Below are 25,393 nucleotides of genomic sequence, written 5' to 3' on the forward strand. Positions count from 1 at the left end.
GAAAGAGCCAGCATGGGATGCCGGCTCTTTTACTTTTCAACTTCAGCAGCAGTTCCCTTTTGCTTTCCCAGGTCTTTATATATCCACTTTTTTAATAAAGCAGCCAAAAAAATCATGAAAAAATGAATTGAATTATTAATAATAAAATGGCGGAAATTTCTTTTGGCAATCCCACTTTTCATGACCAGAACATCCATAACCTTAGTGAAACTGAAAGCCTGTAAAATTCCTTTCCATCCACTGTCATGTTTAATAATTAATGCTGTTGCCATTGATAGAATAAATGAATAGATTGGTGCTACCTTAAAGTGTTCCTTCCAGCTATGCCATCGTTCAAAACCAAATCTGAACTTTCTTAGTATCGACATGGAGTACATTAGGTTCAGCCCATTGACCAGGATGCCAAGGAATAATGAGCTAAAATGAAAAATAGGTGTTCCAATTCGAAGTTGTTGATACCAAAAATCATTTATGTAAAAAAAAAGCGCCATGAGGGTAACCGTATATCTCGTCTTCCACCAGTTATTTCTATGGACACCCATAAATAAGAAAAGTTTCTCGATTAGTCCGAAAAAAAAAGCGAATAAGACTTTTCCTTTCCAACCAATTTTGAAAGCTGTTATAAAAATGGCGGTGAATGGAACAAAAACTGCCTGGGACATAATTGCACCAAAAAAATTGTCCAAATCCTTATTTTTGAACAATTTAGGCTTGTAGCGATAAGCTTTAAAGAGACTCAAAATGAAGTATTCAAAAATAAAACAAAGACCCATACCCGATAAAAGAGTGATGAGCATCCTCTTTCGGTCTTTATTCTTGTAGAATGCATAGATCATTAAAGAAGTGTGGATGAAAAGGAGAATAAAAAACGACATATAATGTTTTTTGTTCCTGTTCATAGTGCTCCCTCCACCTTCCCTGATTAAATATCTTTATTAAGATGGACTGATTCAAATATTAATATTCCAAAAGGAATGGAACAGGAAAAGCCCAATCAAATGATTGGGCCTGCATCATCAATTTAAACTTCCTATAAAATTAAGCTCTTTGGCTTCGGAAATACTAGAAGGATTTTCAAGGATTCTTTTCACATCGTTTAGCGTTTCCTCGAGTTTTACGTCCTCTCCCTTCTTGCCAGTGTAGGATTCCGCTACAAAGAAAGGCTGCGTCAAATATGCCTCCAGTTTCTCGCCTTGCTGATAAATTTGCGACTCAGCAGCTGGAAGGCGTTCGATGCCATGTACATTGACGATCGCCCGCAATTCTCTGTACCTGCGTAAAAGCTTTTGCGCTCTTTGTTGAATGCTATGGTGTATAGGGTCTAAATATGACCCCTCTAGGATGGAGGATGTTGAGTAGATTGGGTTGATTGCAGGGTATTTATGACGCGCTGCAAGGTCGGCATCGAATTTCCATAAAGTATCAAGAGGGCCATACGGAAGGTCTTCATCGACAGCCTCTCCTTTCAAATCCATCAGGAATGTCGTTACCTGGCTGATTCCTTTGTTATCGAAAGTTTCCTGTAATGTGAACATTTCACCTGATATTACATAGGATCTGTCGGTTGAAAGTACGTAATCTTTCTCTGTACCTTCTTTTAACATTACCTTAAATGTCTCTTCGATATTGTTTGTAACGTAATCGACGTCATTCAGAATATCGTCAAGCTCAGGGTGATTCCCCTTCGGTTTTATGAGAATTGTAACATACCCTTCACTTTTCAGTCGGTAGAGCATCTCAGCAAGTACAACTAATTGACCCATTCCCGGCCGCGCAACCAGCCCAACAGTTCCGCCCTTTGCAATTGGCGCAAATAAGTCCAAAGTTTTAATGCCAGTTTTAATCATTTCTACACTCTCCCCTCTTAAAATTAGTTCATCCAAACTGCAGCCAGCCAGCTCCGCCAGAGCGACTATCGTCCTTACCTCTGCCCTGCCGACCGGTATTTTGCCGGTAGACAAATTTGAAACGGTGGCAGGTCTCAGTCCTACAGATTTAGCTGCAGATGTAAGGTTTGGCACCTTTTTTCTCAACAACGCAACATTAAGTCTAAGATTTTCCATTAATAGCACCTCCTTACTTTAGATAGTAAAACAAATTACTTTTAATAGCAACAAAAATTACTCTTAAAAGTAATTATAGATTTTACAAATAAGGTGTTTCTTGTTTCAAGCAGGGTAAAATAATTCAATAAAAGAACTTGAAAGGAGTTCTCAAATGATTCCGATTGGTGTATCAAATCGTCATATTCATTTAAAAAGAGAAGATCTAGATCAGCTATTCGGTGAAGGATATCAGCTCACTACTGCTAAAGAGCTTTCACAGCCAGGGGAATTTGCCGCGAATGAAACAGTAAGAGTCATTGGTCCAAAAGGGGAATTTCCCGCAGTCAGGATTCTTGGTCCTTTAAGGAACTTTACTCAGCTTGAAATTTCAAAGACTGACTCCTTTTCCCTCGGAGTAAAAGCACCATTAAGAGCTTCAGGGAAGATTTCCGGCACTCCAGGCATTAAGCTTGTCGGCCAAAAAGGTGAACTGGAAATTCAGGAAGGCGTCATTGTGGCAGAACGCCATATTCATATGACCCAAGCTGACGCTGCAAAGTATAATGTCCAGGATGGAGAATATGTAAGTGTTAAATCTGCAGGTGAAAGAAGCTTAGTGTTCAATCAAGTACTCATAAGGGTGAAAGACTCCTACACTCTTGATATGCACATTGATATCGATGAAGCTAACGCGGCTGGCCTGCGAACTGGCGACCAGGTTGAAATAATGAAATAAACATGGCCGGAACTGCTCAAGAGCAGTCCGGCCAAATTCATTAAAACTCTAGAGGACAATTACAGAGAAAAAAGCGGTTTACTCCCAGACTTCCTTAAGTGTTTTTCGAAACAATTTGTTAAGTTCTTTTGTAGGATCGTCAGATTTTTGACAGGAAAATTTCACATAACTGGCAAGCAGTTCAATTTCTTGTTCTATGAACTCATTAAGAATCATGTTTTTCTCAGTTAAATAATGTTCCCCGCTTTGTTTCTTCCAAAGCAAGTCCTTCACTTCCCTTTTTACTAGTGCATTTTCTAAAATACTTAAAAGTTCCATGAATTCCACTGGTGGTATTTGATTATGTATTTGCAACCATTTTGCCGACAGGATTGACCTGAGAATATATAGATATACCTTCCCCCTCCACTCCTTCTTCTTTTCCATATCGTTGACATTTCTTGTTACAAGATTGAGGTGGTGGTTTATGTATGCTTTATGTGAAATGACAGTATCTTGCATGAACTTCAATTTTTCGGCCAGATAAGCATAATTACAATAAACATATTTTGAATTAATCCATTCGAGCAAGGAAGGATTAGACTTCCGGAAAAGCCTGAGTGTTTTGGTAAGCTCCCAGCCAACGACATCCAATTTGGGATCGACCTCAATGGAAAGAGGATCCTCTTTTGGAATTTCGATAACATCCCTATACTGATCAATTGATAAATACCAATCCTTTTTATGAATATAGATAAATCGGATATCATAATCACTGTCTGCTGAAGCAAATCCCAGCGCTCTGCTCCCGGCGTAACATGCATAAAGTATTTTTACCTCATATTCTTCTTCAATTTGATTTAATACACTTATGATCTGATCCTTCATTTTAAGATTTGCCCCTTTCATCACATACACTTAATAGTTTGCCATCAATCGTAAAGGGTATAAAAGAATATACTCAAATAAAGGAGGCCAAAATAATGAATGACAAGCAATCAAAAGGCGCATTTGATCAGGTTAAAGGTGAAGCTAAAAAGCAATTCGGGAAACTGACCGACAATGAATCCATGGAAGCTGAAGGCCGCCTAGATAAGGGAAAGGGAAAACTGAAAGAAACAGCTGGTGATATGAAAGAAGATGTATCACGTGCATTTAACAAATCGTCCAGAGATTAATAAGCGTTAATGTGAAAAGCCTTTGCTGAATTAGCAAAGGCTTTTTAACTTTGTAAGAAAGTATACAATTTCCCCACCAAGATTAGTGTCTAGCTCCAGCGCCTAGCCAGTTTTCATCCCTGAGATTGCTTCCGGGAGTATCTTGCGAGAAGCGTTAGCTTTGAGCAGCTCGAGTCGTTTCGATCCTGCCAATGAAGTCAAAGAACGACTTCACTGTCAGGACCTCCAACGCTTGTCGGGGCTGACCAAGGCGCTTCCGCTTTTCTTATACTAATCAATATTATTCTTGTTTTTTCCTTTAACAAATCGATAGGCCAAATATGCTACATAAAGTGGGGTTGCGATATAAATCAAGTAAGGGAATTGATTGTAGGTCCCTTTCCAAATGACAAACAGTAAAGAACCAAGGAATATTGTCACGATTGTACCATACTTAGGGAGCGGTACTTCCTTGAAGCTTGGAATCCTGATTCTGCTTACCATGAGGAAGCTCAGTGCCGTAAAGACAACTGTAGTAACGATATTGGGAATCAAGTCACCAAATAAAGTGAGGATGGCCATAATTCCACCAGCTGCAGTAATAGGCACCCCAATAAAATAATTAAGCGAAGATTTATCAGTACTGATATTGAACCTCGCCAGGCGATAAGCTCCGAATAACGGGAATAGTCCCGCTACCATCAAGCCCCATAGTCCAAATTGGTAAAAGTATGTATAATAAACCAGGAACGATGGTGCTATACCAAATGTGACGATATCCGCCAGTGAATCAAGTTCCTTTCCGAGCTGGCTGTCCGCTTTCAGCATCCTCGCCAGCCTTCCGTCCATGCTGTCCAACATCATGCCGATTAAAATTAAAATGGCTGCATTGTTAAATTGGCCATTAGCCGCAAATCCAATTGATAGAAAACCGCAATACAGATTCCCAAGTGTGAACATATTGGGAATCATTTTTGTAAACCGCATCAGTTGTCATCACTCTCCGAACTTTTTCTAATTCTTCTTATGCCTATTTTTACCCCAGTCAACTAATAATCATGTTTATTTTATTATAGAATCGACGAAAATATAGTTTAACTATATCATTTTTTCTCATTCTGAATAGAGGTTCACAAGAAAATTCTTATCTGAAATTCAAAGATTTATCATCATGGAAGTAATTTGTCAAAAAGGCTATTAAAATGATTCATCAAATTGTATACTAATTTGGGGCTGGTGAATTATGATCAATAAGAACTTGCGTAAACTAAAATTTCTTCTTATAAAGTTATTTAGAATAAAAGAGAACGCACATAATGTATCACTAGGGTTTACCCTTGGTTTTTTAATCCACTTCATCCCATCATTCGGCATGGGGCCTATACTTTCGACCGTGGGTGCCAAGCTCTTCAAAGGGAATCCGATAGCCGGTTTCATTAGTGGCGTAGCACTCATTTGGCTTTTCCCGTTCTTATTTTATTTGAATGTCGTAGTCGGTGAAACCCTATTCCCTTATGGCATCTTCCCCTCAGCAGCGGGGATGCCATCTCATGGTTTAGATGCCGGAATCCATTTAGGTGCCGTTTTTTTCATAGGCATGATCATTAATATCATTCTTTTCGGGATGCTTGTATACTATCTCATTTATACAATCATGAGAAAATACCGATTAAGTTTCCTTACTATAGTAAAAAATTGGGAAATAAAAAAATAAGGAACGGGAAAAGCATTGCGCTGCTCCTTTCCTTATTTTTTATCCTGGATGACTTCGAGGAATTCTATTACCTCTTTATCCGGACCCAAATAGAAGATCGTCTTCCATCCGTTGTCTAATGTATATGGACCCTCAAAAGAATGAAGTTCTTTATCCCGCATTTCCTTCATTTTTTCATCAAGATTATCCACCTCGAAGCAAAAATGAGTCCTTTCACTAATCACTCCATCTGACTTTTTCTGGGACAATTCAAGCCTAAAGCCATTCTGTTCCAAAAAGATCATTTCTTCCTTCTCAAAATGTAGTCTGCCGCTTTCATTAAAACCAAGAAATGCTTCATAAAAAGTTTTTGAAATTGTCAAATCGCTTACTTCAAGCGCAAAATGATGGAATCTCATTCTCCTCTTCCCTCTTTCATTTAAATGATCAAATTTATATCACCAAATTCGTGCCAAAGATATTTTTGTTCAATTGCGATATTGTAAGCTTCTAAGAGCTTGATCTCATCAACGAAGGCAGCCAGCATATCCAAATGACTTGCCTTTGGTTCATGAAACCCTGTTATGATTCCATCAACGAGCTGCAACTCATAATCCGAAGTGATATACAGATTAGTCCATCCTTGAATAGTTGAATTACTGGCTGCGGTTTCTAGTGCGCGAACAACAGTTGTCCCAGCTGCGATTACCTTTGCTCCAGAATCTTTTGCTTTTACTATTGCCTCCATATCTTCCTGGCGAATAGAATATTCTTCGAAGTGTCCTTCTGGTGAATGGGAATACTCATCATCGAGAAGATAACTAAGGCCCGTATGAAGCTGCAAAAAAGCCAATTCAACTCCTTTTTGCTTTAGCTTTAACAGGAGTTCCCAGCTGAAAGCCCGACCTGCTGATGGCATCTCGACTGACCCTGGCTGACTTGCAAACACAGTCTGGTAATAATCCAGGTTCCACGGGTGATGAATATATTCATATCTTATCGGTTCACCCATTGAGTAGATTTCATTGTATAAATCTTTACCTCGTAGATTGAACTGGATCATCTTAAGCGGGGATTTGTATAGTTCTCCAATTACATTCGCCTCTAAAGTTTCCGAGAACTTAAAACAATCTCCTGATTTTACATTTGTTGCTACGATCAAAACTTCCCATACGGAGTCATTCTTTTTCCTGGCAAGTCGCATTTCTACTTTCGTGCCAATCACCTTTCCGTTTCGGTGCAATGTTCCTTTCAGAATTGCAGGAATCGTTCTGCTATTATTCAGCACAAGTATATCCCCTGAATTTAGATATTTTTCTATTTGAATAAATTGTTCGTGCTCTATATTACCCGTTACTCTGTCCAACACCATCATCTTCACCTGATCCCTGCGCAATCCTCTCCTTTCTGGTGGATGAGAGGCGTTAAGAGAAGGTGGCAGAGAAAAATCATGAGGATGTACCTTTGTTTCCAACTGCATCATCTCATCTCCCGACTAAACTCTTGTGCCTTGAATCGTTGTCCATTGACTTCTTTTGATTCTTCTGAAGCAAGGAAAAGAAAGACATCGACAACATCGTCTGGTTGGACTAACCCATAATCACAATCTGGTACTGCAAGAGAATGCATTTTCGTATCCATCTCTCCAGGATCGACCATATTCATTCTTATTTTTGTTCCATTTAGTTCGTCTGCCCATGTTTCAGTTATTCCTTCGACAGCAAATTTTGAAATTCCATAAGCTCCCCAGCCCGCATATCCAACATGGCCAGCTTCTGAAGTTACATTTATAACTGATCCTTCACCCTGAATAAGCATGACAGGAAGTACCCTTCTTGTTATCAGGAAAGGACTGATGCTGTTCACCTTGATGACCTCAGCAAAATCCTCCTCCGGATAATCCATCAGTAGTGGCATTGGACTAGGCCCCAGTATCGATGCGTTATTGATCAGAACATCAATTCGTCCAAATGTTTCAAGTGTCAGGGCAACAAATTTTTCGGCTTCGCGCGGTACCGATACATCAGCTGTTATTGCCAGCACCTCTGCCCCATATGATTCCGCTTCTTTTTTTACTACTTCCAGTTCTATTTCCCTTCGAGCGCAAACAGCCAGCTTCGTGCCTTTCTTTGCGAACCTTAGCGTCAGTGCTTTTCCTAATCCCTGTGTTACGCCTGTAATCATTACTACTTTATTTTTCATCATGTTCATCTTCCTCCTTAGTTTTCTTCTTGTATTCATCTTAAGATTTTGAAGAAAACCATACCTCATCGAGAAGCTTGATATTTTCTAAGACTTTAGTATGAAGGATATAAGCTTTACGAAATTGATAATAAGAAAAGCACAAGCGCCTTGGTCAGCCCCGACAAGCGTTGGAGGGCCGACCGGTGAAGTCGCTCTTTGACTTCATTGGGCGGACCGAAACGTCTCTAGGGGCTAGGCGCTGGAGCTAGACACTAATCTAAGTGAATAAATTTATATATTCTTATCCAGAAATAAAAAAGGCTGCAAATAGCAGCCTTTTTCAACGATTAATCCTGGATCAGGTATACAATTGCTTCATACGGCTTTAATGAAATGGAAGATCCGTATTCTGTATTTGCCTCGTAATTTGAAATTAATATTTCGTTTTTCTTGCCTTGCAGATCAGCCGGAACATCAAAGCTCTGATTCTCATTGGTGAAATTCAATAAGACAAGTAATTTCTGCGATTCCAGTGTTCTTGTATAAACATAAATACTCTCATCCTCGGGAACCAAGATGTCATAGCTGCCATGAACAATGACCGGGTGCTCTTTACGAAGCTGAATTAGCTTTCGGTAATAGTGGTAAATAGAACTTTCATCTTCCACAGCCTGCTTTGCACTAATGGCTGTATAGTTTGGATTTACCTGAAGCCACGGAGTGCCAGTCGTAAACCCTCCATGCTCACTATCGTCCCACTGGAAAGGAGTTCGGGCATTGTCGCGTCCTTTTACATAGATTGACTCCATTACCTTCGCGGGATTTTCTCCATTTTGATTCACTTTTTCATTGTACATATTAAGGGTTTCAATATCCTTGTAATCTTCGATGGAATCAAATCGTACATTTGTCATCCCGATTTCTTCACCTTGATAAATATAAGGAGTTCCTTTTAACATATGAAGAAAAGTTCCAAGCATTTTCGCTGACTCTACACGATATTCCTTGTCGTCACCGAATCGCGAAACCATCCTAGGCTGGTCATGATTATTGAGGTAAAGGCTGTTCCAGCCAATATCTTCGAGCCCCTTTTGCCATTTCGTGAAGTTGTTTTTTAAATCGGTTAGCTTAAGAGGTTTAAGATCCCATTTCCCGCCAGGGCCTGAATCCAGGTCGACGTGCTCGAATTGGAACACCATATTCAATTCATTTCTAGCATCATCGGTGTAAAGCTTAGCTTCTTCTACATTGGCACCAGGCATTTCACCCACTGTCATTACATCATATTGAGCAAGTGCTTCCCTATGCATTTCCTGCAGGTAATCATGAATTTTAGGACCATTCATGAAGTATCTGCTTCCAGAAACATATTTTTTCCCTTCAGGATTTGGAGCATCAGGAAGGCCATCTACTTTCGAAATAAAATTGATAACATCCATCCTGAACCCATCTATGCCTTTGTCCAGCCAGAATTTCATCATGTCATACACTTCCTGGCGAAGTTTAGGGTTTTCCCAGTTCAAATCCGGTTGTTTTTTACTGAAAATATGCAGATAGTACTCTTCGGTATTTTCATCGAACTGCCAGGCGGAACCGCTGAATGTTGACTGCCAGTTATTCGGTTCTCTTCCATCCTTGCCAGGTCTCCAAATGTAATAGTCACGGTATGGATTATCTTTCGATTTTCTAGACTCTACAAACCACTCGTGTTCATCAGAACTATGGTTTACGACAAGGTCCATGATCAGCTTCAATCCTCTGTCATGCATTTCTTTTAATAGAAGCTCCCAGTCTGCCATCGTTCCGAAATCATCCATGATTTCACGATAATCGCTGATATCATAACCATTATCATCATTAGGAGACTTGTATACAGGTGAAAGCCAAATAACATCTACTCCCAGGTCTTTTAAATAGTCAAGCTTTGAGATAATCCCAGGAATATCGCCGATCCCATCGCCGTTAGAATCCATGAAGCTTCGCGGGTATATTTGATAAATGACTGATTCTTTCCACCAATGTTTTTTCAAAAAAACCACTCCAAACTAATTTCTTTAGTAAAGGCTCTCTTCTTTAAAATTTGTTGCTTTTACGATTGTTATTTCATTCCCCATTCGAAAAGCTCCTTTTCCAAGATGAATAAGGATATTAAAATGGGGCCTGAAAGCAAACATCAATGTGATGACAGCCTTAGTAAACGTTTACGTATCATGTAAGATTAACTTTTTTCACACTTTCCCGTTCAATAACAGAGTGAGACATAATCCTGCTTTCAACTCTTCTACCTTGGTTCATCATCGTAAATAGCATTTCTGCTGCAACAATACCCATTTCTTCCAAGGGCTGAGCTACTGTTGTAAGTGGCGGAATCGACATCTCTGCAATCGGCAAATTATCATATCCGATTATGGAAAGGTTCTCGGGTATTTTAATGCCAAGCTTATAAGCGGCTGATATCGCTCCAAGGGCCAATGCATCGCTGGCGGCAAATACAGCTGTCAAATCCGGGGATTGTTCAAGGAGTTTCGGTAAACCGGTCAAACCATCATTAAATGAAAATCCATTTGAATGGATTATATTTTTATCCTTAACGGCTAGTCCCCTTTGAGCTAACGCTTGCTTATAGCCGTCTATTCGCGGCTGGCCAGCTATTATGTCATCTTTATTTCCACTGATCATTCCGATTTTACTATGCCCCATTTTTATCAAATAATCAGTCGCGGTGAAAGCGGCATGCTTATCATCTACTTTCACGTAAGGCAAAGGATATTGATAGGATTCAGTCGAGATGAGGACAACCGGTATCTGCATTGACTCAAGTTTTTTATAATACTCTTCAGTTATCATTTCACTAACAAACAGGATACCGTCCACCCTTTTTTCGGTTAAAAGCTGTAAATACTTCATCGTTCTCTGTCCATGTGACGCCGTATTGCAGACAATCACGCTCGAATTGAGACGATGGGCTGCTTCTTCAACACCTCGAAGGATCTTGGAAGAAAATTGACTCGAAACTTCTGGAAAAAGGATTCCTAATGTATTGGATTTATTACTGATTAAACCGCGAGCGAATGCGTTTGGCTGGTAGCCTAGCTCTTGTATCGCAAGAAGAACTTTTTCTTCTGTTGCTTTTGAATATCCGCCCTGACCATTGAGGACCCTTGATACAGTAGCAATCGAGACATTTGCATGTTTTGCTACGTCTTTTATTGTATAACTCATTAACTACCAAACCCTTTACGTAAACGTTTACGTTTCCAACTTAATAATATTACGCTTTTAACTTAATATCAACCTTGTTTCGAATATAAGTTGATTGAAGGGTTCTATTTAAAGAAAAACTTAAAGGCCGAAACCTTTAAGTTTACTTTAATTATTACTCTGATTTTCTTTCACTTTTGCTGGCATTGGTCTTTCATCTGTGGTAATCCCGGATAATACATCACGGTCAAATTTACTGCGATCTTCCTCCATACCGGCCAAAGTATTAGCAAGTTCCTCTTTTCGCTTGAACTAACACAGATAATTCATGAAGGTATTCGGGAGACATCTGGTGAATTATTAACAATACTATATTAATAAGGGTGATTAAAATGAAAATTGGTTTATTACGCCATTTTAAAGTGACATTAGGTTATCCAAGGAAGCTCGTCACCTCCCAGGAGCTTCTTATTTGGCAACAGGAGTATAATGAATCCAAAATTGAGGAAGTTGATATTGATCATCAGGGACAAAAGTGGAGCAAATGCTACTCAAGTGATTTAGAGAGAGCGAAAATTACTGCATCCAGGGCTTTTGAAGGAAATATTATTTTTTTGGAGGACCTGCGGGAGATGTCGCTTTACCCAGTCATCCATACTGAACTGCGCCTTCCTCTCTGGCTTCATGTCACTTTAATAAGGCTTGCCTGGTTTTTGGGACATAAATCACAAAAGGAAAGTAAAAAAGAAGTCGTCTCGCGTATTAACAGAGTTTTGGATGAAGCAATAAATCATGGTGAAGATTTATTGATTGTCGGACACGGAGGAATCATGATGTTCATGAGGAAGGAGTTACTAAAAAGAGGATTTTCAGGCCCGAAATTTAACAGACCTGAAAATGCAAAAGTATATATTTTTGAAAAAACATGACTAAAGGCGCTAAAATTGAAGCGTCTTATTTTATAATTGAATACATTTTTACGTCATAATGGGCACCTTTGATGAAGATGAATTTTCTTAAGATGCCCTCAAATTTCATTCCGGCTTTTTCCATAACACGCTCTGAACCTTTGTTTGCAACGAGGGCTTTTGCCTGAATCCGTACTAAATCCATTTCATTCATTCCGAATCTTATCAGCTCTTTGGCTGCTTCGGTAGCAATTCCTCTTCCCCAATAGTCCATTGAGAGCGCGTAACCGATTTCTGCAGTTTTATGCTGTGGCTGCCAGGAAACAAAATCAACGGTGCCAATAAGTTTGTTGTCCTTTTTATATTGGATGCCCCACGGAGCAATTTTCCCTTCTTCATACAGAGCAAGAATCATTTTCACATATTCCTCAGTCACCGCTCTTGTTTCATGCGCTCCCCAGAAGACATATTTTGATACCTCAGGGTTGGAAGCATAAATATGTATATCGTCAATATCCTCCGAACTGATTTCCCTTAAAATCAGGCGCTCCGTTTCAAGCTGCGGCAGATTCCCATAAATATCTTCAATTCGCATTTTAGTCACTCCAGACATCGTTATTTATAAGGCTGTTTTCGTAAAGGTTGTTGTTAAAATCCTAAAGCCGATTTTAACGTGATAAAAAGCCATTTTGTAGTTCGGTATTAAGTTTGCATGCTCTTTTCTCATAGTAAGCTTTAATTTTATGGTGAAAGATTGGTCATCAATCCTATTTTGTAGTCAATAGCAACAAAGGTTGAGAAAAGAGCCATTTATAATCATTATTTTACTCTAATGATGTATAAATTACATGAATGAATTGAATCGGTTATGGAAAAAGTAACGACGAGTCATTTATAACAGGAGGTACTATAATGGAGAATACCCACGAATTTGTTCAAAAGCTTCATGATAAACAGAGGAAAGACGAACAAAATAGAAAGCGGCAGGGAAAAGAAAATCCAAGCGACAAGCTCCCAAATAAACAACATTAACATAAAAGCGCAAGCGCCTTGGTCAGCCCCGACAAGCGCTGCCCGCCTAATAACGCCACGTCCTGTGGCTGGCGGGTCTAGCACATCAAGTGCCACAGAGGGCCGACCAGTGAAGTCGCTCTTTGACTTCATTGGGCGGACCGAAGCGACTCGAGGGGATAGGCGCTGGAGCTAGACACTAATCTTGGTTAAAAAAATCATACGACTATTAAAGTATAAAAGCGCAAGCGCCTTGGTAGCCCCGACAAGCGCTGCTTGGACACTAAAATAGACCGCATATCTGCGGTCTATTTTAGTGTATGCTACCTGCCCCTGCGGTTTCTTAAACCGCTACTTTTTGTTATTCGGCTTCCAGATGAGCTAGAGTTCCGTCTCTCTCTGCCCAGTCCCTCCTGGTTAGGCTTTTCTCCGGTATTTCTTCTTGTTCTGTCTTCACCAGGACGGGTTGAAGACTTTTCCATTTTTCTTCCACCCGCACGAGGGGAACTTAATTGCTGTCCTTCAGGATAGCTTCTTCGTCCACGCCTTGAAGATGGTTGTTCCCGATCTTTGCGTCCTTGACCTTCGTACCGAACTTCACCTCTATCATCAGCCCGCCTATGTGAAACCGGTTCTTTTCCTATTTTTTCACCCCGGTGGTCTCTTTCGGGTTTCCTATCGTCTCGTCTTCTTGATCTGGTATTCTTTCCTTTGTAATCACCTGATCTATGCTTGCTTTTATTACCGGCATTATATTCATCTGTTTGGGATTCACCTTTTTTGGCGTTCCCCATGTTTTTCTTTTCAATTCTGATATTGAGCTCTGTTTCAATCTGATCCAACAAAGGTCTATCTTTTGGCGAATAAAACGTTACCGCGAGCCCCTCACTTCCTGCCCTGCCCGTTCGGCCGATTCGATGAATGTAGCTTTCTGTATCCAGAGGGATGTCATAATTAAAAACATGTGTGACCCCTTCAACATCAAGCCCCCTGGCCGCCACATCCGTAGCAATCAGATATTGAATTTTTGCTTCACGAAACTTTTTCATGACCTGTTCCCTTTTTGCCTGGGAGAGGTCTCCATGCAGCTCATCACAATTAATATGATTCGCTTTCAAAGCGTCATTCAGCTTGCTAACCCTTCTTTTCGTCCTGCAAAAAATCACACCTAAAAACGGCTGATACAGTCTAAGTGATTCAATTAAATCATTTTGTTTTGCCCTGTCGGTTGTGCTAATGGCAATTTGTTTGATGTTTTCCAGCGGAGCCTGGGTTTTCTCAACCTGGATGTATTCAGGCTTGTACATATGTTGTTTAGCCATCCTTTTGATTTCGTCCGGCATTGTCGCAGAAAAGAGTAAGGTTTGCCTTGTTTTTGGTGTCTGCTTGACTATTTCTTCAACCTCGTTCAAGAAACCGATATGAAGCATTTGATCTGCTTCATCGAGTACAAGGAAAGCTGCTTTGGAAAAATCGACTGTTTCCCTGCGGATATGGTCAAGCAATCTTCCGGGAGTTCCGATGACAATATGGATGTTTTTCTTAAGCTTTTTAAGCTGTGATTCGACATCCTGTCCTCCATATACAGCAAGAACATTTATTCCATCTTTTCCGTCAATTAGTTTTTTAACTTCATGGGTAATCTGCAACGCAAGCTCTCTTGTAGGTGTAACGATCAATGCCTGTATATGTGATTTCTCGATATCGATTTGCTCCAGGATCGGCAGCACGAAAGCAAAGGTTTTTCCTGTACCCGTCTGTGACTGCGCAATAACATCCTTGCTATTGAGCAATAACGGTATTGCTTTCGTCTGAATTGGTGTAGGCTCGGTAATTCCCTGATGGTTTAGTGTTTCTGCAAGCTGTTCTGAAATACCTAAAGTTCTAAAATGATTCAAATTCAATCCCTGCTTTCTTTAATAGGCTGGATTATACCAACCATCCTTCTAATTATTGCTTTTTAAGCAAGAAAATATCAAGTTTTGCTTTTCATATTTTCAGGATTGCTTGTTATTCCTTGGCCAGGAATTTGCACAATATAAGACATTTGTAACAAACCGCCATAATTATCGGCGTATTCCAATATTAGGCAAGAAGAACTGTAACTTTTTTGGAAAACACGTCTTTCGTCATACGAAATATTTAAACCAAACACTCCTTTGTATTCAATTTTCAGAACCATTTAACTTTTCTATTAACTTTTATTGTTTTCTCTATTACACTATCTCTTACCCTCCCACATACATAAAAATGCTAATAGTACTAGTTTAGTTATGGCAGGGAATATCAGTGAAACAGGAGTGTGTAAGATGGAAAAGAAAAAATTAGTAATCCCTATGTTATTATCAACAGCGCTAATGGTAAGCCCATTGGTCGGATCACCGGTTAAGGCAGTCCAACCACATCATGTTTCAAGCACCATTTTACAGAAAGGTCTATCTGTAAAACAGCAAAATCCATCCATTTACATGAAAGCAGACAAAGGTGCAAAATTAGAGCCTATAGAGTTTGTGGAAGAAAATAAAGCTCAGCTGAAACTGATAAATCCAGGTCAAAGCCTCAAGGTTAAAAATGAAGAAGTGGACAATCTGGGTATGAAACACGTGAGGCTGCAGCAAACAATCAACGGGGTGCCTGTTGAAGGTGCAGAGATGGTTGTACACTATAATCAGGGTGGTTCTGTTAAATCGGTTAATGGTCAATATAACAATGCTGTTGCAGGTAAAGACATCAACATTCAGCCTGATATTTCGGCTGAGAAAGCTCTTGATCTGGCAAAAGATTCAGTGTCGGCACCTGGCCAGCTCGAAACTGAACCTGAAACCGAATTAGTCGTATACCCTTTTAATAATGAAGATTACTTAGCTTATAAAGTGAATGTGAATTTCTTAGGTGAGCAACCAGGAAACTGGTATGTTTATATAGATGCTAAAACCGGCAACATCGTGGATAAGTATAACGCTTTGATGCATGCAGGAGAATACTCGGCTTCGAAAGGTTCTGGCCTGGGAGTGAAAGGTGACCATCGCGTTCTGAATATTTCACATCAAAACGAAGCAGGTTCAAAACAAGGTTCCACCTTCTACCTTTATGACAGTTCCCTTGAGAATGCGGAAGGTATTTTCACCTATGATTTCAAAAACCAATGGCGTTCAAGCTCTACAAGGCTTCCGGGTGACCTTTTCGCTTCTAAGGATGCAGCCTGGACAAGTGACTACGAACGTGCTGGTGTAGATGCACATTATAATTCAGAAAAGGTATACAACTACTTCCTGAATGAGCATGGACGTAATTCAATCGATGGGAATGGAATGGCTATCATTTCGACAGTCCATTACGGGGACAAGTACAATAACGCATTCTGGAACGGCTCTCAGATGACGTATGGTGACGGGGATGGCGAGTTCATGATTTCCCTTTCCGCTGGCCTGGATGTCGCTGCCCACGAAATGACACACGGGGTGACGAATACTTCTTCCAACCTCAAATACCGTTTCCAGTCTGGCGCACTGAATGAAGCATTTTCGGATATTTTTGGTGCCCTGATTGATGCGGATGATTGGGAGCTTGGTGAAGATATCATGGGAGAAACAGCTGTTGAAAGCGGCCGTGATGCTTTAAGAAGTTTAAGTGACCCTAGCCGGTTCCCTGTGGGAAGCGCTTATGTAGCCTATGGAAATGGCGAAGGAATGTATCCAAAGCATATGGATGAGTATTATGACCTTCCAATGAATCTCGACAATGGCGGAGTTCACATTAACTCTTCCATCATTAATCACGCAGCCTATTTGACAGGCGAGCAAATTGGCAAGCACAAACTTGGACAAATTTATTACCGGGCTCTTACTGTGTATTTGACTCCGGATTCTAACTTCAGCGATGCTCGAAATGCCCTTCTTCAGTCAGCTGATGACCTGTATGGAGCTGACAGCGCCGAATATATTGCAACTCAGGCTGGACTTGATGGCGTAGGAATAACTGAATAAACAATAGGAAATTAATTGAGTCTGCCCCTCTTCGGTATTTCATGCCGATTTATGGGTCAGGCTCTTTCTGTTTGGGTAAAATAATATATGTGGATTTTCATATTTGGCTGTGGTACGATTTACTAATTGAAGAATAGGAAGTGATTATTAGTGATTAAGATTGAGCTACCAGCACCAGATGTAGTCATTACACGAAGTAAACAATTAGGTGAAAAAGTTGAAGCGGTCATCAGCAGTGAATATGGTTTTACGGATTACCACCGGATCCCAAGGGATAAAGGCGGAATCATCTTGTTTTTTGACGCCGATGATGAATTGATGTTTGTTGGGAAAGCGCGTAAACTCAGACCTCGCGTTAAAAAACATTTCGAGGATAATGTATCCCCCATTAAAAACCATCGACATGAAGTCAACAAGATTGCTGTCATTACTGTGGTAGATCCGATAGACAGAGAAATCTATGAAACCTATGCAATCAATGTACTCAAAGCCAAGTACAATATTGATAAGGTATTTTACAAATAAGAAGAGCCTGAAATCAGGCTCTTCTTATTACTTAAACCACCCTTTTTCCTTTGATTGAGTGATTGCTTCTATTCTATTGGTCACTTGTAGCTTATCCAAGATCGTTGAAATATAATTTCGGACGGTTCCCGTCGTAATACTTAGCTGTCCTGCGATTTCCTTCGTATTTTTCCCATCGGCGACAAGCTCAAGTACTTCCATTTCTCGATCAGTCAGCGGATTTTCTTCACTATATACATCGTCCATTAGTTCGGGTGCGTAAACGCGCCTTCCCCCCATCACGCTGCGAATCGAACTTGCAAGCTCCTCAGATGGACTATCCTTTAGCAAATATCCGCTCACACCAGCTTTCAGTGCTCGCTGAAAATATCCAGAACGTGCAAACGTCGTTAATATAATCACTTTGCACCCTAGCCCTTTCAACTCTTCCGCCGCTTCTAGTCCAGTTTTACCCGGCATTTCGATGTCCATAACGCAGATATCCGGCTTTAGCTCTTTCGCAAGCGCGACAGCTTCCTCTCCATTGCTCGCCTTGCCCACGACTTCCATATCATCCTCAAGACTCAACAGGGAGCCTAATGCCCCCAACAGCATGCGCTGGTCCTCCGCAATGACAATCCGAATCATATAAGGTCCTCCCTGCCAGATTGTTTTAATACCTTTGGTATCTTGATTAATAGTGTCGTGCCGTCTTCTGAAAATATATCAATGGTGCCATTCACGAACTCGAGACGTTCTCTCATACCATGAAGTCCACTGCCTTTATATAGGTCCTCATCTGTAATATTCCCTACCCCATTATCACTTACTTCTGCAACCAGCTCCTTCTCTGTTTGCTTTATGGAGATGCTGCAGGTTGATGCTTTACTATGCTTTACTACATTCGTGACTGCTTCCTTTAAACACATGCTTAGGATATTCTCTGACAGCAATGACACATTGTTGAGATTGAATTCCTCTTCATCCCCGATAAACTTGATCTCAGCAGCTTTTAACATTTGGCTGACATGTACCAATTCGTCGCGAACCCGGATCCCCCTCATTTCGGCAACCATTTTTCTCACTTCATTAAGTGCGGTTCTCGCCGTTTGCTGGACATCCTTCAATTCTTCTTTGGCCAGTTCTGGATCTTTATTGATTAATTTCCGTGCTAAGTCACTTTTGAGTCCTATCAGGGAAAGTTTTTGACCGAGGGTATCATGTAAATCACGGGCAATCCTCTGTCGCTCCTCTATTTTAACCAGATCTGAAATCCGTTTGTTCGCATCCTCAAGTTTCTCTTCCAGTTCTCCTCTTTCATTTCTGTTATGAATACTAAACGGAAGTAGTATGACACCGATCCAAACAATCACAATGATTGGCAGCTGTTTGATGAAAAACTCTTCCTTAAGTACAATTTCAAAGTTAATGACGATCGATGTCCCTATAAGATGGATGAAATATAGTACAAGGAATGGAAGCCGGTCTTTGATATTCCCAATAAAATATGCGATGAAAAAAGCGAAATATACATAACTGAACAAACTTGCTGAAGCTATGGAAATACCTATTAAAATGCAAGTCCATAAGTATACTGTCCAGCCTTTTGAGACAAAGGCCACCCAGTATACGAGAAAGAACAATAGGGTCAGGACGATGCCGACCACTTTGCCGATTGTTGTTGGCAGCTGCCATATGAAGTAAAAAGGCAAAATACCAAGGATCGTCCAAATATATGGTGAAATGCCGGTACTTCTAAGCGAATTAAGAAACTTTTTAATCATATCAGAACCTCTGCTTTTAACATTTATACGTTTATTTTAACATAAGAAAAATTTGTCAGCTTACAAAAAATTACTCCCCTTATATCAGGATTGATAGCATCCTGATGCAAGGGGAGTTGGGTTTATAGTTCAGGCTTCGTCTGAGTCGTCAATTTACTGTTTCGCTCATATGCTTTCATTTCCTTGAAGCTGATAAACTGCTTATTCCGTTCATCCCATAAACGGAATTTCAGGGATGTCAAGCTTGTAGAAAGTGTTATTGTCGGTACCTTCTGCAAAGGTGTCGTGTTTTTATGAACCTCTTCAAGCTTATAGTTTGGAACCCTTGGGCTTAAATGGTGAACATGGTGATAGCCGATGTTGCCAGTAATCCACTGGAGTACTTTAGGCAGCTGATAATATGAGCTTCCTTCTACCGCAGCCCTCACGTATTCCCAATCCTTATCCGCTTCGAAATATGAATCTTCGAATGTATGCTGTACATAGAATAGCCAGATGCCGAACATTCCTGCAATGAAGAAAATTGGTCCTTCAACCATTATGAATGCTTTCCAGCCAATCGCCCATATAAGCAGGGCAGAAATGCCTAAAATCAATACATTAGTAAGATAGGTATTCATTCGTTCATTAAGTCTTGCACCTTTTCGATTGAAACGGTTGGTAATCAATACGAGATAAATAGGTCCCAATACAAACATGACAAAAGGATTGCGGTACATCCTGTAAGCAAGCTTCTGCAGAAATGGTGCAGCCATATATTCATCTACTGTCATAACCCAAATGTCTCCCGTGCCACGTTTGTCCAAATTACTGCTCGTTGCATGGTGTACGGAGTGTTCATGCCCCCACTGGCTATATGGGAATAGCGTCAATACACCAGTCAATGTGCCAACTATTTTGTTGGCTTTACGATTTTTAAAGAAAGAATGGTGTGTGCAGTCATGAAAAATAATGAAAATCCTGATCATAAATCCAGCAGCAAGAACAGCAAATGCCAGTGTCAGCAAGTAGGAAATTGCAAGGCTCTGATAAGCCAAGAACCAAAATGCCAAAAATGGTACAATTGTATTCAGCATTTGAATGATACTATCTTTAATGTTAGAGCTTTCATAAGGGGCGACCTGTTTTCTAAGTTCTTTTACGTTGTGAGTTGCCATCTTGATATAAATTCCCCTTTCGGATATGTTAGTTAACCAAATTATAAATAAGGGAAATGATTCTGTGCAGTAGCAGGTGTCATGTATGACATATGATAAATGTCATGTTTCGATAAAATCATTCCTCAAAACCCTGATTTGGCAATGTTTTTTTCATTAAGACCAGGTAATAATATTTGTTGATATTTTTTTATACAACGTTAAATGGTGAAAACTTTTCTAAATCTCCGTTACCTCCTTTAACTAATGAATCTTAATTTTCATCTGAAAAATTACCCGACTTATCCAATATCAAACGCAAAAATTCGTTTTTCACTAAAATTTTTTTCTATTTGCCACAAAATCTTTTGTCTTTTCTGGTCTAATTGAATATTCCTCCAACCACTCGAAATATATGCCTTTATTACAAGATTTCCCTAAGATCTCCTGTACTGTGGGAGGAAAGGGATTACTCCTTATATGAACGGTCAGTTTATTTAACACCAGGGTGTAGTCCATTGACTCACATCTGGCCATCCACATAAGAATCGTTTCACTCTTTAATGTTACAAGCGGATAAACATTTTCAATTAGGTTGAGGACCTTTAAGGCTTCTATTTTCGTCATATACATGCTCCTTTTCAGGGAAAATCCACAGTATTAGATTTTTTCCATGAATGCTAGAAAGATACATTAGTTCATGTTCAAAATAATTTTTTAACTGTAATATAGTAAAAAAGACAGTTAAGAAGGTGGATTATTTGAAAACAGCCATTGTAACAGGCTCCTCTAGCGGGTTTGGTGAACTAATCGCCATCGACTTGGCTAAATCAGGTTTCCAGGTGATCGCAACAATGCGAAACCTCAATAAAAAAGAACACCTGCTAAAACTAGCAGCCGCTGAAAATGTGACAGATAAGATAACTGTTTTTCCACTGGATGTTACGATGCAAGAATCAATCGAAGAATTTAAAGAGTATGTGCAAACCCTTTTTTCTGTTGAATTGTTAGTAAACAATGCAGGTTATGCGCAAGGCGGTTTTTGTGAGGAACTTACAGTGGATGAATATCGAAGTCAATTTGAGACGAACTTCTTTGGGGTCATTGCCGTCACACAGGCAGTCCTTCCTGCCATGCGCAAGCAAGGAAAGGGTAAAATCATTAATATGAGCAGCATCAGCGGCAGATTTGGATTCCCTGGGTTGTCTGCCTACGTTGCATCAAAACATGCTCTTGAAGGATACAGTGAAAGCTTAAGGCTCGAGCTAAAGCCTTTTGGAATTGATGTTATCCTTGTGGAGCCAGGTTCCTACAGGACAAGCATATGGCAAAGTGTAGAAAATGTCTCTCTAAAAGAGCATTCACCTTATGAAAGATCAATGGAAGCTATATTGAAAGAAATGAAAAGGAGTGAGGCTGATTACGGAGATCCTCTTGACGTCGCTAAGCTTGTTACCCGAATCGCTTCCTCTGGCAGCGATTCGGAATTAAGGTATCCAATAGGAAAAGGTATAAAGAAAATGATACACATGAAAAACCTTATCCCTTGGAAATTGCTTGAAAAAATCGTCATGAGTAAGCTAAAACTATAAGCATAGCTAAGAGAATTTTACGCAAAACATAAAAGGTGCCCGATCAATGAACGGGCACCTTTTTATCCTAGTTAGACATCACTTTATTATTGAAGATGTTATTAATAGGATTAAGCAGCATTGCGCCAATTCCCTGTATGGCAGTTTTCACGATTACCTGGCCTAAAATCGCTGCAGGAACAGCTTCCCATGGAAGGAAGTTTGCTCCAATTGGACTTAATCCGATTACGACAAAGATGACTGAATCCAGCAGGCCGCCAACTAATCCGCTGTAAAAAATTCTCCAGCTCATTGGAAGCTTAAGCCTTGTGTAAATTTCAGTATCAGTTGTTTCAGCAACAGCAAAGCTCAATGCCGAAGCAAAGACGATCGTAAGTGTATCTCCAAGTATATATGAAACAATAGCTGAAAGAACGAGCGCCAAACCGATGAACATATAAGTTCTCGCCCGACCGTACTTATTCTGCACAAGGTCACGGAAAATGAATGTGGCCCCTATCAGCAATGTCCCCATCGGCACAATGAACATTCCAAATTGAAGTGGCGCAAGAGCCGCTGTAATCACATTGGCAGTAACAATTGAAATTAAGTATAAAAAGATTCTCATCATCTTACCTCCTGTTAGTCTAAACCCCTCTTTTATTTCCCCAAACATAGACATGAAGCTGCGGAAGAACTCTAACATTGTTCATTTCCACGTCACACATAACCTTATTAATCAGCCATTCATATTTATCTACCAACGATGACATCAGGTTCATCTGGTCTTCTGTTTCAATGTCGTCATTTCCAACCTGTAAAAAGAACGATAATTCGGGATAGCGCTGATGAACCAATTTGGCATATTCATAATCAATCTCATCAAAAACGACTATTTTAAGGCTGGCGTTTTTTAAAGAGCCGTTCTCTTTCAGACCATATACAATTTGGTCCAAAACTTCATAATTTGTTTTCATTCCAGAACTAGGTGGTTTCGGGGACAGGGTCAGTGCATCAATTTTCAAGAACCAGTCCTGCCATTTGCTCCCCTGTGTCTCCAGGCATACGCTGATCTCGTTTTGCTTTAGTAAATCAACCAGTCCAGATAGATTTTTCAGGAGAGCAGGATTTCCACCTGAGATGGTGACATATGAAAAGCCATCTCCACCCAATGCTCTCATTTCACTCCAGATTTCAGCAGCATCCATTTGCCGGACCAAGTCTTTTCCAGAACCATCCCATGTAAAGGTTGAATCACACCAGGCACAGGAGTAGTCACAGCCTGCCGTTCGTACAAACATTGTCTTTTGTCCGATGACCATTCCCTCTCCCTGAATGGTAGGTCCGAAAATTTCCATAACGGGAATCTTACTCAATCTCCATCCACTCCCGTCTTGCTTCAGCATAGCTTGTAGGAGTTTCGTAGAGTTTCACAAACTCAACCCTTGCACCGTCGTATAAATGCTGTCTAATTGCCAGTGCTTCAGCCATTTTTTCATAAATCCAGGCAACCATGTTTTCAGCGGATGTATTCATCGGCGGCAATGTTTCATTCAAATATCTGTGATCAAGATATATTTCTATATCTGATTTCCAAATATCCTTGATGTCTCCAAAATCAATCATTAATCCTCGGGCATCGACAAAACCACTTAAGCCGAAAATGACTTTATAAGTATGGCCGTGTAGGTTTTTGCATTTACCTTCATATTCGTGAAGATGATGCGCGGCGTCAAAGGTAAACTCCTTACTGACGAGCACACGCTTGGAATGATATTTTAGTTGCTCTCTCTTAATATCTTTATCTATTTTCTGCAGCTGGTCGACGATCCTGAAATCGTACATCAAGAAACATCTCCTTCCAGGTACTCATCCAGCCCTTTTTTCCGTAACTTGCAGGCTGGACAAATCCCGCAGCCATCTGCAATGATTCCGTTATAGCAAGTCAATGTCCTTGACCGGACAAATTCAAAAGCGTCCAGGTCATCAGCCATCTTCCATGTTTGTGCCTTATTCAGCCACATTAATGGTGTATGAATGACATAGTTTTGGTCCATTGATAGGTTAAGAGTTACATTCATTGATTTTATGAACACGTCCCGGCAATCTGGATAGCCGCTGAAGTCGGTTTCGCAAACACCTGTTACGATGTGTTTTGCTTTCACTTGACTTGCAAGCACTCCAGCAAAGGATAAAAACAATAGATTTCTCCCCGGTACAAAGGTTGAAGGCAGCTTTCCGCCTTCCCCATCCTTCACATCGATATCATTTCGAGTGAGTGCGTTAGGAGCAAGTTGGTTAAGCAGACTCATATCGAGAACATGGTGCTTGATTCCAAGCTCGCGGGCGATTTCTACTGCGCATTGTATTTCTGTCCGATGCCGCTGGTTGTAATCAAAAGTGACTGCTTCAACTTCTCCGAATTCCTTCATGGCCCAAAACAAGCACGTCGTACTATCCTGGCCGCCGCTGAACACGACTACAGCTTTTTCGTTTTTCATTAGAAAACTCCTTTACAACAGAAAAAACAGTACCACTAAGACAGCAGTACTGTTTTCCCTTAGTTTTTTTGAGAGGGTAGCTAGAACCTCTTCCGTCAGAACGGAATATGTAATTTTGACTTACTTATTTTATCATATATTCTATAAAAAGAAAGCTTATATTATTCCATCACTTTTTTGATTTTTACCATATCTTGCTGCCTGAATCTCAATGCCGGCCATTTTTCATCCAAGGACACATGCAATCAGATAGTTCCTGAACCAGACTAAATAATGTGTCGCATTTTCAGTATTTGGAAATAGCCAAACCAATATAATTACTCCTTTTTATAGAATACTTTACATGTTGAAGTTTACCAACAGGGCATCTTGCTCATTCGAAAATCTTTTCCGGGAATAAAATAAATACAGGCACCTATTTCACGAAACTAAAAAGGAGGATACAAATGGATATTGGGGCTTATTTTTCAAAAAGCCGAGATTATTTCGAACAGAAATCCCAAGAATTCCATGACTGCGACCATCCGCATTGCCAGGATGTTGAGTCAGCCTTTTCTTTTGGCTCACAAACAGATTGTCCAAACTTGGATGAGCTGGAATCAAGTACGCATCATGGATATTGCCATAGCTATAAAGATGATTGTGTCCCGGTTATTTTTGACCGTCGCTATAATTTCGCTGATCGAGAGTTATGCAGCAGGCATTTCAGCGTCCGCTTAGGTGGTTTGCGGCACAAAATGGCAGCAGTATTGCGAGGTTATATTGGATGTAAGGTTATTATTGGGTCAGAATGTGATGACAAGGTAAAAAAAATCAATGGTCGTATTTCCTTTGTCGGAACAGATTTTGTCGAGCTTTTCATTCACGAAAACAACAAGGGCAACCAAAATCACTCAAAAAAGAAATATAGGATGATTCCGTTTGATACAATCAACTGGTTTGAAATGGATGAAGGAAACAACGCCTGAGCAAATGCTCAGGCGCTTCTAAATGTGAG

General features: G+C 40.2%; 28 protein-coding genes and 1 riboswitch. Of the genes, 9 read left to right on the forward strand and 19 right to left on the reverse strand.

All coding sequences use genetic code 11. The annotated features are described in order from the left end of the window. Positions 1-29: 29 nt before the first annotated feature. Together AC0VX7_RS13140 and AC0VX7_RS13145 are read right to left on the reverse strand one after the other, a co-directional pair. Positions 30-899, reverse strand: coding sequence for a hypothetical protein (locus tag AC0VX7_RS13140; protein ID WP_475424582.1), 870 nt, complete (start codon positions 897-899; stop codon positions 30-32). Positions 900-1,016: 117 nt separating this feature from the next. Beyond that, positions 1,017-2,063 carry an ATP synthase beta subunit C-terminal domain-containing protein gene (locus AC0VX7_RS13145; protein WP_475424583.1) on the reverse strand — a complete coding sequence of 349 codons (1,047 nt, stop codon included), beginning with the start codon at positions 2,061-2,063 and terminating at the stop codon, positions 1,017-1,019. 154 nt (positions 2,064-2,217) lie between these two features. Here AC0VX7_RS13145 and pduL point away from each other — a divergent pair, with 154 nt between their 5' ends. Continuing rightward, complete coding sequence (gene pduL, locus AC0VX7_RS13150; RefSeq protein WP_475424584.1) at positions 2,218-2,781, forward strand: phosphate propanoyltransferase; 564 nt, start codon at positions 2,218-2,220, stop codon at positions 2,779-2,781. Between the two features lie 78 nt (positions 2,782-2,859). Here pduL and AC0VX7_RS13155 read toward each other — a convergent pair whose 3' ends face one another. Further along, entirely contained in the window at positions 2,860-3,648 is a 789-nt protein-coding gene (locus AC0VX7_RS13155) for a nucleotidyltransferase domain-containing protein (protein ID WP_475424585.1), read from the reverse strand. A gap of 95 nt (positions 3,649-3,743) precedes the next feature. Between AC0VX7_RS13155 and AC0VX7_RS13160 the strand changes: the two genes are divergently transcribed. Further along, the gene (locus AC0VX7_RS13160; protein WP_475424586.1) at positions 3,744-3,938 is read left to right on the forward strand and encodes a CsbD family protein; all 195 of its coding nucleotides are present in this window, start codon (positions 3,744-3,746) and stop codon (positions 3,936-3,938) included. Between the two features lie 270 nt (positions 3,939-4,208). Here the strand turns inward: AC0VX7_RS13160 and pssA are convergent, their stop codons facing one another. Beyond that, the gene (pssA, locus tag AC0VX7_RS13165; RefSeq protein WP_475424587.1) at positions 4,209-4,904 is read right to left on the reverse strand and encodes a CDP-diacylglycerol--serine O-phosphatidyltransferase; all 696 of its coding nucleotides are present in this window, start codon (positions 4,902-4,904) and stop codon (positions 4,209-4,211) included. A gap of 256 nt (positions 4,905-5,160) precedes the next feature. On the opposite strand from pssA, the gene AC0VX7_RS13170 reads away from it, so the two are divergent. Next, positions 5,161-5,631, forward strand: coding sequence for a DUF2062 domain-containing protein (locus AC0VX7_RS13170; protein ID WP_475424588.1), 471 nt, complete (start codon positions 5,161-5,163; stop codon positions 5,629-5,631). 32 nt (positions 5,632-5,663) lie between these two features. Here AC0VX7_RS13170 and AC0VX7_RS13175 read toward each other — a convergent pair whose 3' ends face one another. The 5 genes from AC0VX7_RS13175 to AC0VX7_RS13195 form a co-directional block, all read right to left on the reverse strand. Further along, on the reverse strand, positions 5,664-6,029 hold the full coding sequence (locus tag AC0VX7_RS13175) for a VOC family protein (RefSeq protein WP_475424589.1): 366 nt from the start codon (positions 6,027-6,029) through the stop codon (positions 5,664-5,666). Positions 6,030-6,049: 20 nt separating this feature from the next. Beyond that, entirely contained in the window at positions 6,050-7,093 is a 1,044-nt protein-coding gene (locus AC0VX7_RS13180; protein ID WP_475424590.1) for an S-adenosylmethionine:tRNA ribosyltransferase-isomerase, read from the reverse strand. Further along, a complete protein-coding gene (locus tag AC0VX7_RS13185) occupies positions 7,090-7,815 on the reverse strand; it encodes an SDR family NAD(P)-dependent oxidoreductase (RefSeq protein ID WP_475424591.1) in 726 nt (241 codons plus the stop codon). Before AC0VX7_RS13185 ends, AC0VX7_RS13180 begins: the two co-directional genes overlap by 4 nt. 326 nt (positions 7,816-8,141) lie before the next feature. Continuing rightward, a complete protein-coding gene (locus tag AC0VX7_RS13190; protein WP_475424592.1) occupies positions 8,142-9,824 on the reverse strand; it encodes a glycoside hydrolase family 13 protein in 1,683 nt (560 codons plus the stop codon). A gap of 178 nt (positions 9,825-10,002) precedes the next feature. Continuing rightward, positions 10,003-11,016, reverse strand: a complete 1,014-nt coding sequence (locus AC0VX7_RS13195; RefSeq protein WP_475424593.1) for a LacI family DNA-binding transcriptional regulator — start codon at positions 11,014-11,016, stop codon at positions 10,003-10,005. A 371-nt stretch (positions 11,017-11,387) separates the two neighbouring features. Between AC0VX7_RS13195 and AC0VX7_RS13200 the strand changes: the two genes are divergently transcribed. Continuing rightward, a complete protein-coding gene (locus AC0VX7_RS13200; protein ID WP_475424594.1) occupies positions 11,388-11,924 on the forward strand; it encodes a histidine phosphatase family protein in 537 nt (178 codons plus the stop codon). Between the two features lie 25 nt (positions 11,925-11,949). Here AC0VX7_RS13200 and AC0VX7_RS13205 read toward each other — a convergent pair whose 3' ends face one another. Next, on the reverse strand, positions 11,950-12,498 hold the full coding sequence (locus AC0VX7_RS13205; protein WP_475424595.1) for a GNAT family N-acetyltransferase: 549 nt from the start codon (positions 12,496-12,498) through the stop codon (positions 11,950-11,952). Positions 12,499-12,815: 317 nt separating this feature from the next. On the opposite strand from AC0VX7_RS13205, the gene AC0VX7_RS13210 reads away from it, so the two are divergent. Continuing rightward, the gene (locus AC0VX7_RS13210) at positions 12,816-12,935 is read left to right on the forward strand and encodes a DUF4023 domain-containing protein (RefSeq protein ID WP_041965366.1); all 120 of its coding nucleotides are present in this window, start codon (positions 12,816-12,818) and stop codon (positions 12,933-12,935) included. 302 nt (positions 12,936-13,237) lie between these two features. Here AC0VX7_RS13210 and AC0VX7_RS13215 read toward each other — a convergent pair whose 3' ends face one another. Continuing rightward, complete coding sequence (locus tag AC0VX7_RS13215; RefSeq protein ID WP_475424596.1) at positions 13,238-14,812, reverse strand: DEAD/DEAH box helicase; 1,575 nt, start codon at positions 14,810-14,812, stop codon at positions 13,238-13,240. A gap of 411 nt (positions 14,813-15,223) precedes the next feature. Here AC0VX7_RS13215 and AC0VX7_RS13220 point away from each other — a divergent pair, with 411 nt between their 5' ends. After that, positions 15,224-16,900: a M4 family metallopeptidase gene (locus AC0VX7_RS13220; RefSeq protein WP_475424597.1), complete on the forward strand. Its 1,677-nt coding sequence runs from the start codon at positions 15,224-15,226 to the stop codon at positions 16,898-16,900. Positions 16,901-17,050: 150 nt separating this feature from the next. Further along, entirely contained in the window at positions 17,051-17,425 is a 375-nt protein-coding gene (locus AC0VX7_RS13225; protein WP_215032765.1) for a nucleotide excision repair endonuclease, read from the forward strand. Positions 17,426-17,452: 27 nt separating this feature from the next. On the opposite strand, the gene AC0VX7_RS13230 is transcribed toward AC0VX7_RS13225, so the two are convergent. The 4 genes from AC0VX7_RS13230 to AC0VX7_RS13245 all read right to left on the reverse strand — a co-directional run bounded on the left by AC0VX7_RS13230 (position 17,453) and on the right by AC0VX7_RS13245 (position 20,951). Beyond that, a complete protein-coding gene (locus AC0VX7_RS13230; RefSeq protein WP_475424598.1) occupies positions 17,453-18,052 on the reverse strand; it encodes a response regulator in 600 nt (199 codons plus the stop codon). Beyond that, positions 18,049-19,188 carry a sensor histidine kinase gene (locus AC0VX7_RS13235; RefSeq protein ID WP_475424599.1) on the reverse strand — a complete coding sequence of 380 codons (1,140 nt, stop codon included), beginning with the start codon at positions 19,186-19,188 and terminating at the stop codon, positions 18,049-18,051. Before AC0VX7_RS13235 ends, AC0VX7_RS13230 begins: the two co-directional genes overlap by 4 nt. A gap of 122 nt (positions 19,189-19,310) precedes the next feature. Beyond that, positions 19,311-20,345: a Delta(5) desaturase DesA gene (gene desA, locus AC0VX7_RS13240; protein WP_475424600.1), complete on the reverse strand. Its 1,035-nt coding sequence runs from the start codon at positions 20,343-20,345 to the stop codon at positions 19,311-19,313. A 315-nt stretch (positions 20,346-20,660) separates the two neighbouring features. Next, positions 20,661-20,951: a hypothetical protein gene (locus AC0VX7_RS13245; protein WP_475424601.1), complete on the reverse strand. Its 291-nt coding sequence runs from the start codon at positions 20,949-20,951 to the stop codon at positions 20,661-20,663. Positions 20,952-21,085: 134 nt separating this feature from the next. Here AC0VX7_RS13245 and AC0VX7_RS13250 point away from each other — a divergent pair, with 134 nt between their 5' ends. Next, complete coding sequence (locus AC0VX7_RS13250; protein ID WP_475424602.1) at positions 21,086-21,916, forward strand: SDR family oxidoreductase; 831 nt, start codon at positions 21,086-21,088, stop codon at positions 21,914-21,916. Positions 21,917-21,983: 67 nt separating this feature from the next. Here the strand turns inward: AC0VX7_RS13250 and AC0VX7_RS13255 are convergent, their stop codons facing one another. The 4 genes from AC0VX7_RS13255 to queC are packed head-to-tail and all read right to left on the reverse strand — an operon-like array spanning position 21,984 to position 24,396. Next, the gene (locus AC0VX7_RS13255; RefSeq protein ID WP_475428150.1) at positions 21,984-22,523 is read right to left on the reverse strand and encodes a VUT family protein; all 540 of its coding nucleotides are present in this window, start codon (positions 22,521-22,523) and stop codon (positions 21,984-21,986) included. Between the two features lie 19 nt (positions 22,524-22,542). Beyond that, the gene (queE, locus tag AC0VX7_RS13260) at positions 22,543-23,271 is read right to left on the reverse strand and encodes a 7-carboxy-7-deazaguanine synthase QueE (protein ID WP_475424603.1); all 729 of its coding nucleotides are present in this window, start codon (positions 23,269-23,271) and stop codon (positions 22,543-22,545) included. Continuing rightward, positions 23,264-23,740, reverse strand: coding sequence for a 6-carboxytetrahydropterin synthase QueD (gene queD / locus AC0VX7_RS13265; RefSeq protein WP_475424604.1), 477 nt, complete (start codon positions 23,738-23,740; stop codon positions 23,264-23,266). Before queD ends, queE begins: the two co-directional genes overlap by 8 nt. Further along, positions 23,740-24,396 carry a 7-cyano-7-deazaguanine synthase QueC gene (gene queC / locus AC0VX7_RS13270; protein ID WP_475424605.1) on the reverse strand — a complete coding sequence of 219 codons (657 nt, stop codon included), beginning with the start codon at positions 24,394-24,396 and terminating at the stop codon, positions 23,740-23,742. Before queC ends, queD begins: the two co-directional genes overlap by 1 nt. Positions 24,397-24,449: 53 nt before the next feature. Beyond that, a riboswitch (PreQ1 riboswitch) is annotated at positions 24,450-24,492 on the reverse strand. A 350-nt stretch (positions 24,493-24,842) separates the two neighbouring features. Between queC and AC0VX7_RS13275 the strand changes: the two genes are divergently transcribed. After that, entirely contained in the window at positions 24,843-25,364 is a 522-nt protein-coding gene (locus AC0VX7_RS13275) for a hypothetical protein (RefSeq protein WP_475424606.1), read from the forward strand. The last annotated feature ends 29 nt before the right edge of the window (positions 25,365-25,393 follow it).

Source organism: Mesobacillus sp. QJM3NY_10 (assembly GCF_056173465.1).

What these genes read in the sequence shown, in the direction of transcription:
- AC0VX7_RS13220 (WP_475424597.1), top strand. Translation starts at nt 15,224, where the DNA reads ATGGAAAAGAAAAAATTAGTAATCCCTATGTTATTATCAACAGCGCTA.
- AC0VX7_RS13160 (WP_475424586.1), top strand. Translation starts at nt 3,744, where the DNA reads ATGAATGACAAGCAATCAAAAGGCGCATTTGATCAGGTTAAAGGTGAA.
- AC0VX7_RS13245 (WP_475424601.1), bottom strand. Translation starts at nt 20,951, where the DNA reads ATGACGAAAATAGAAGCCTTAAAGGTCCTCAACCTAATTGAAAATGTT.
- AC0VX7_RS13155 (WP_475424585.1), bottom strand. Translation starts at nt 3,648, where the DNA reads ATGAAGGATCAGATCATAAGTGTATTAAATCAAATTGAAGAAGAATAT.
- AC0VX7_RS13275 (WP_475424606.1), top strand. Translation starts at nt 24,843, where the DNA reads ATGGATATTGGGGCTTATTTTTCAAAAAGCCGAGATTATTTCGAACAG.
- desA (WP_475424600.1), bottom strand. Translation starts at nt 20,345, where the DNA reads ATGGCAACTCACAACGTAAAAGAACTTAGAAAACAGGTCGCCCCTTAT.
- AC0VX7_RS13170 (WP_475424588.1), top strand. Translation starts at nt 5,161, where the DNA reads ATGATCAATAAGAACTTGCGTAAACTAAAATTTCTTCTTATAAAGTTA.
- pssA (WP_475424587.1), bottom strand. Translation starts at nt 4,904, where the DNA reads ATGCGGTTTACAAAAATGATTCCCAATATGTTCACACTTGGGAATCTG.
- AC0VX7_RS13235 (WP_475424599.1), bottom strand. Translation starts at nt 19,188, where the DNA reads ATGATTAAAAAGTTTCTTAATTCGCTTAGAAGTACCGGCATTTCACCA.
- AC0VX7_RS13195 (WP_475424593.1), bottom strand. Translation starts at nt 11,016, where the DNA reads ATGAGTTATACAATAAAAGACGTAGCAAAACATGCAAATGTCTCGATT.
- AC0VX7_RS13230 (WP_475424598.1), bottom strand. Translation starts at nt 18,052, where the DNA reads ATGATTCGGATTGTCATTGCGGAGGACCAGCGCATGCTGTTGGGGGCA.
- AC0VX7_RS13175 (WP_475424589.1), bottom strand. Translation starts at nt 6,029, where the DNA reads ATGAGATTCCATCATTTTGCGCTTGAAGTAAGCGATTTGACAATTTCA.
- queD (WP_475424604.1), bottom strand. Translation starts at nt 23,740, where the DNA reads ATGTACGATTTCAGGATCGTCGACCAGCTGCAGAAAATAGATAAAGAT.
- AC0VX7_RS13200 (WP_475424594.1), top strand. Translation starts at nt 11,388, where the DNA reads ATGAAAATTGGTTTATTACGCCATTTTAAAGTGACATTAGGTTATCCA.
- AC0VX7_RS13145 (WP_475424583.1), bottom strand. Translation starts at nt 2,063, where the DNA reads ATGGAAAATCTTAGACTTAATGTTGCGTTGTTGAGAAAAAAGGTGCCA.
- queC (WP_475424605.1), bottom strand. Translation starts at nt 24,396, where the DNA reads ATGAAAAACGAAAAAGCTGTAGTCGTGTTCAGCGGCGGCCAGGATAGT.
- AC0VX7_RS13140 (WP_475424582.1), bottom strand. Translation starts at nt 899, where the DNA reads ATGAACAGGAACAAAAAACATTATATGTCGTTTTTTATTCTCCTTTTC.
- AC0VX7_RS13255 (WP_475428150.1), bottom strand. Translation starts at nt 22,523, where the DNA reads ATGAGAATCTTTTTATACTTAATTTCAATTGTTACTGCCAATGTGATT.
- pduL (WP_475424584.1), top strand. Translation starts at nt 2,218, where the DNA reads ATGATTCCGATTGGTGTATCAAATCGTCATATTCATTTAAAAAGAGAA.
- AC0VX7_RS13210 (WP_041965366.1), top strand. Translation starts at nt 12,816, where the DNA reads ATGGAGAATACCCACGAATTTGTTCAAAAGCTTCATGATAAACAGAGG.
- AC0VX7_RS13205 (WP_475424595.1), bottom strand. Translation starts at nt 12,498, where the DNA reads ATGCGAATTGAAGATATTTATGGGAATCTGCCGCAGCTTGAAACGGAG.
- AC0VX7_RS13180 (WP_475424590.1), bottom strand. Translation starts at nt 7,093, where the DNA reads ATGATGCAGTTGGAAACAAAGGTACATCCTCATGATTTTTCTCTGCCA.
- AC0VX7_RS13185 (WP_475424591.1), bottom strand. Translation starts at nt 7,815, where the DNA reads ATGATGAAAAATAAAGTAGTAATGATTACAGGCGTAACACAGGGATTA.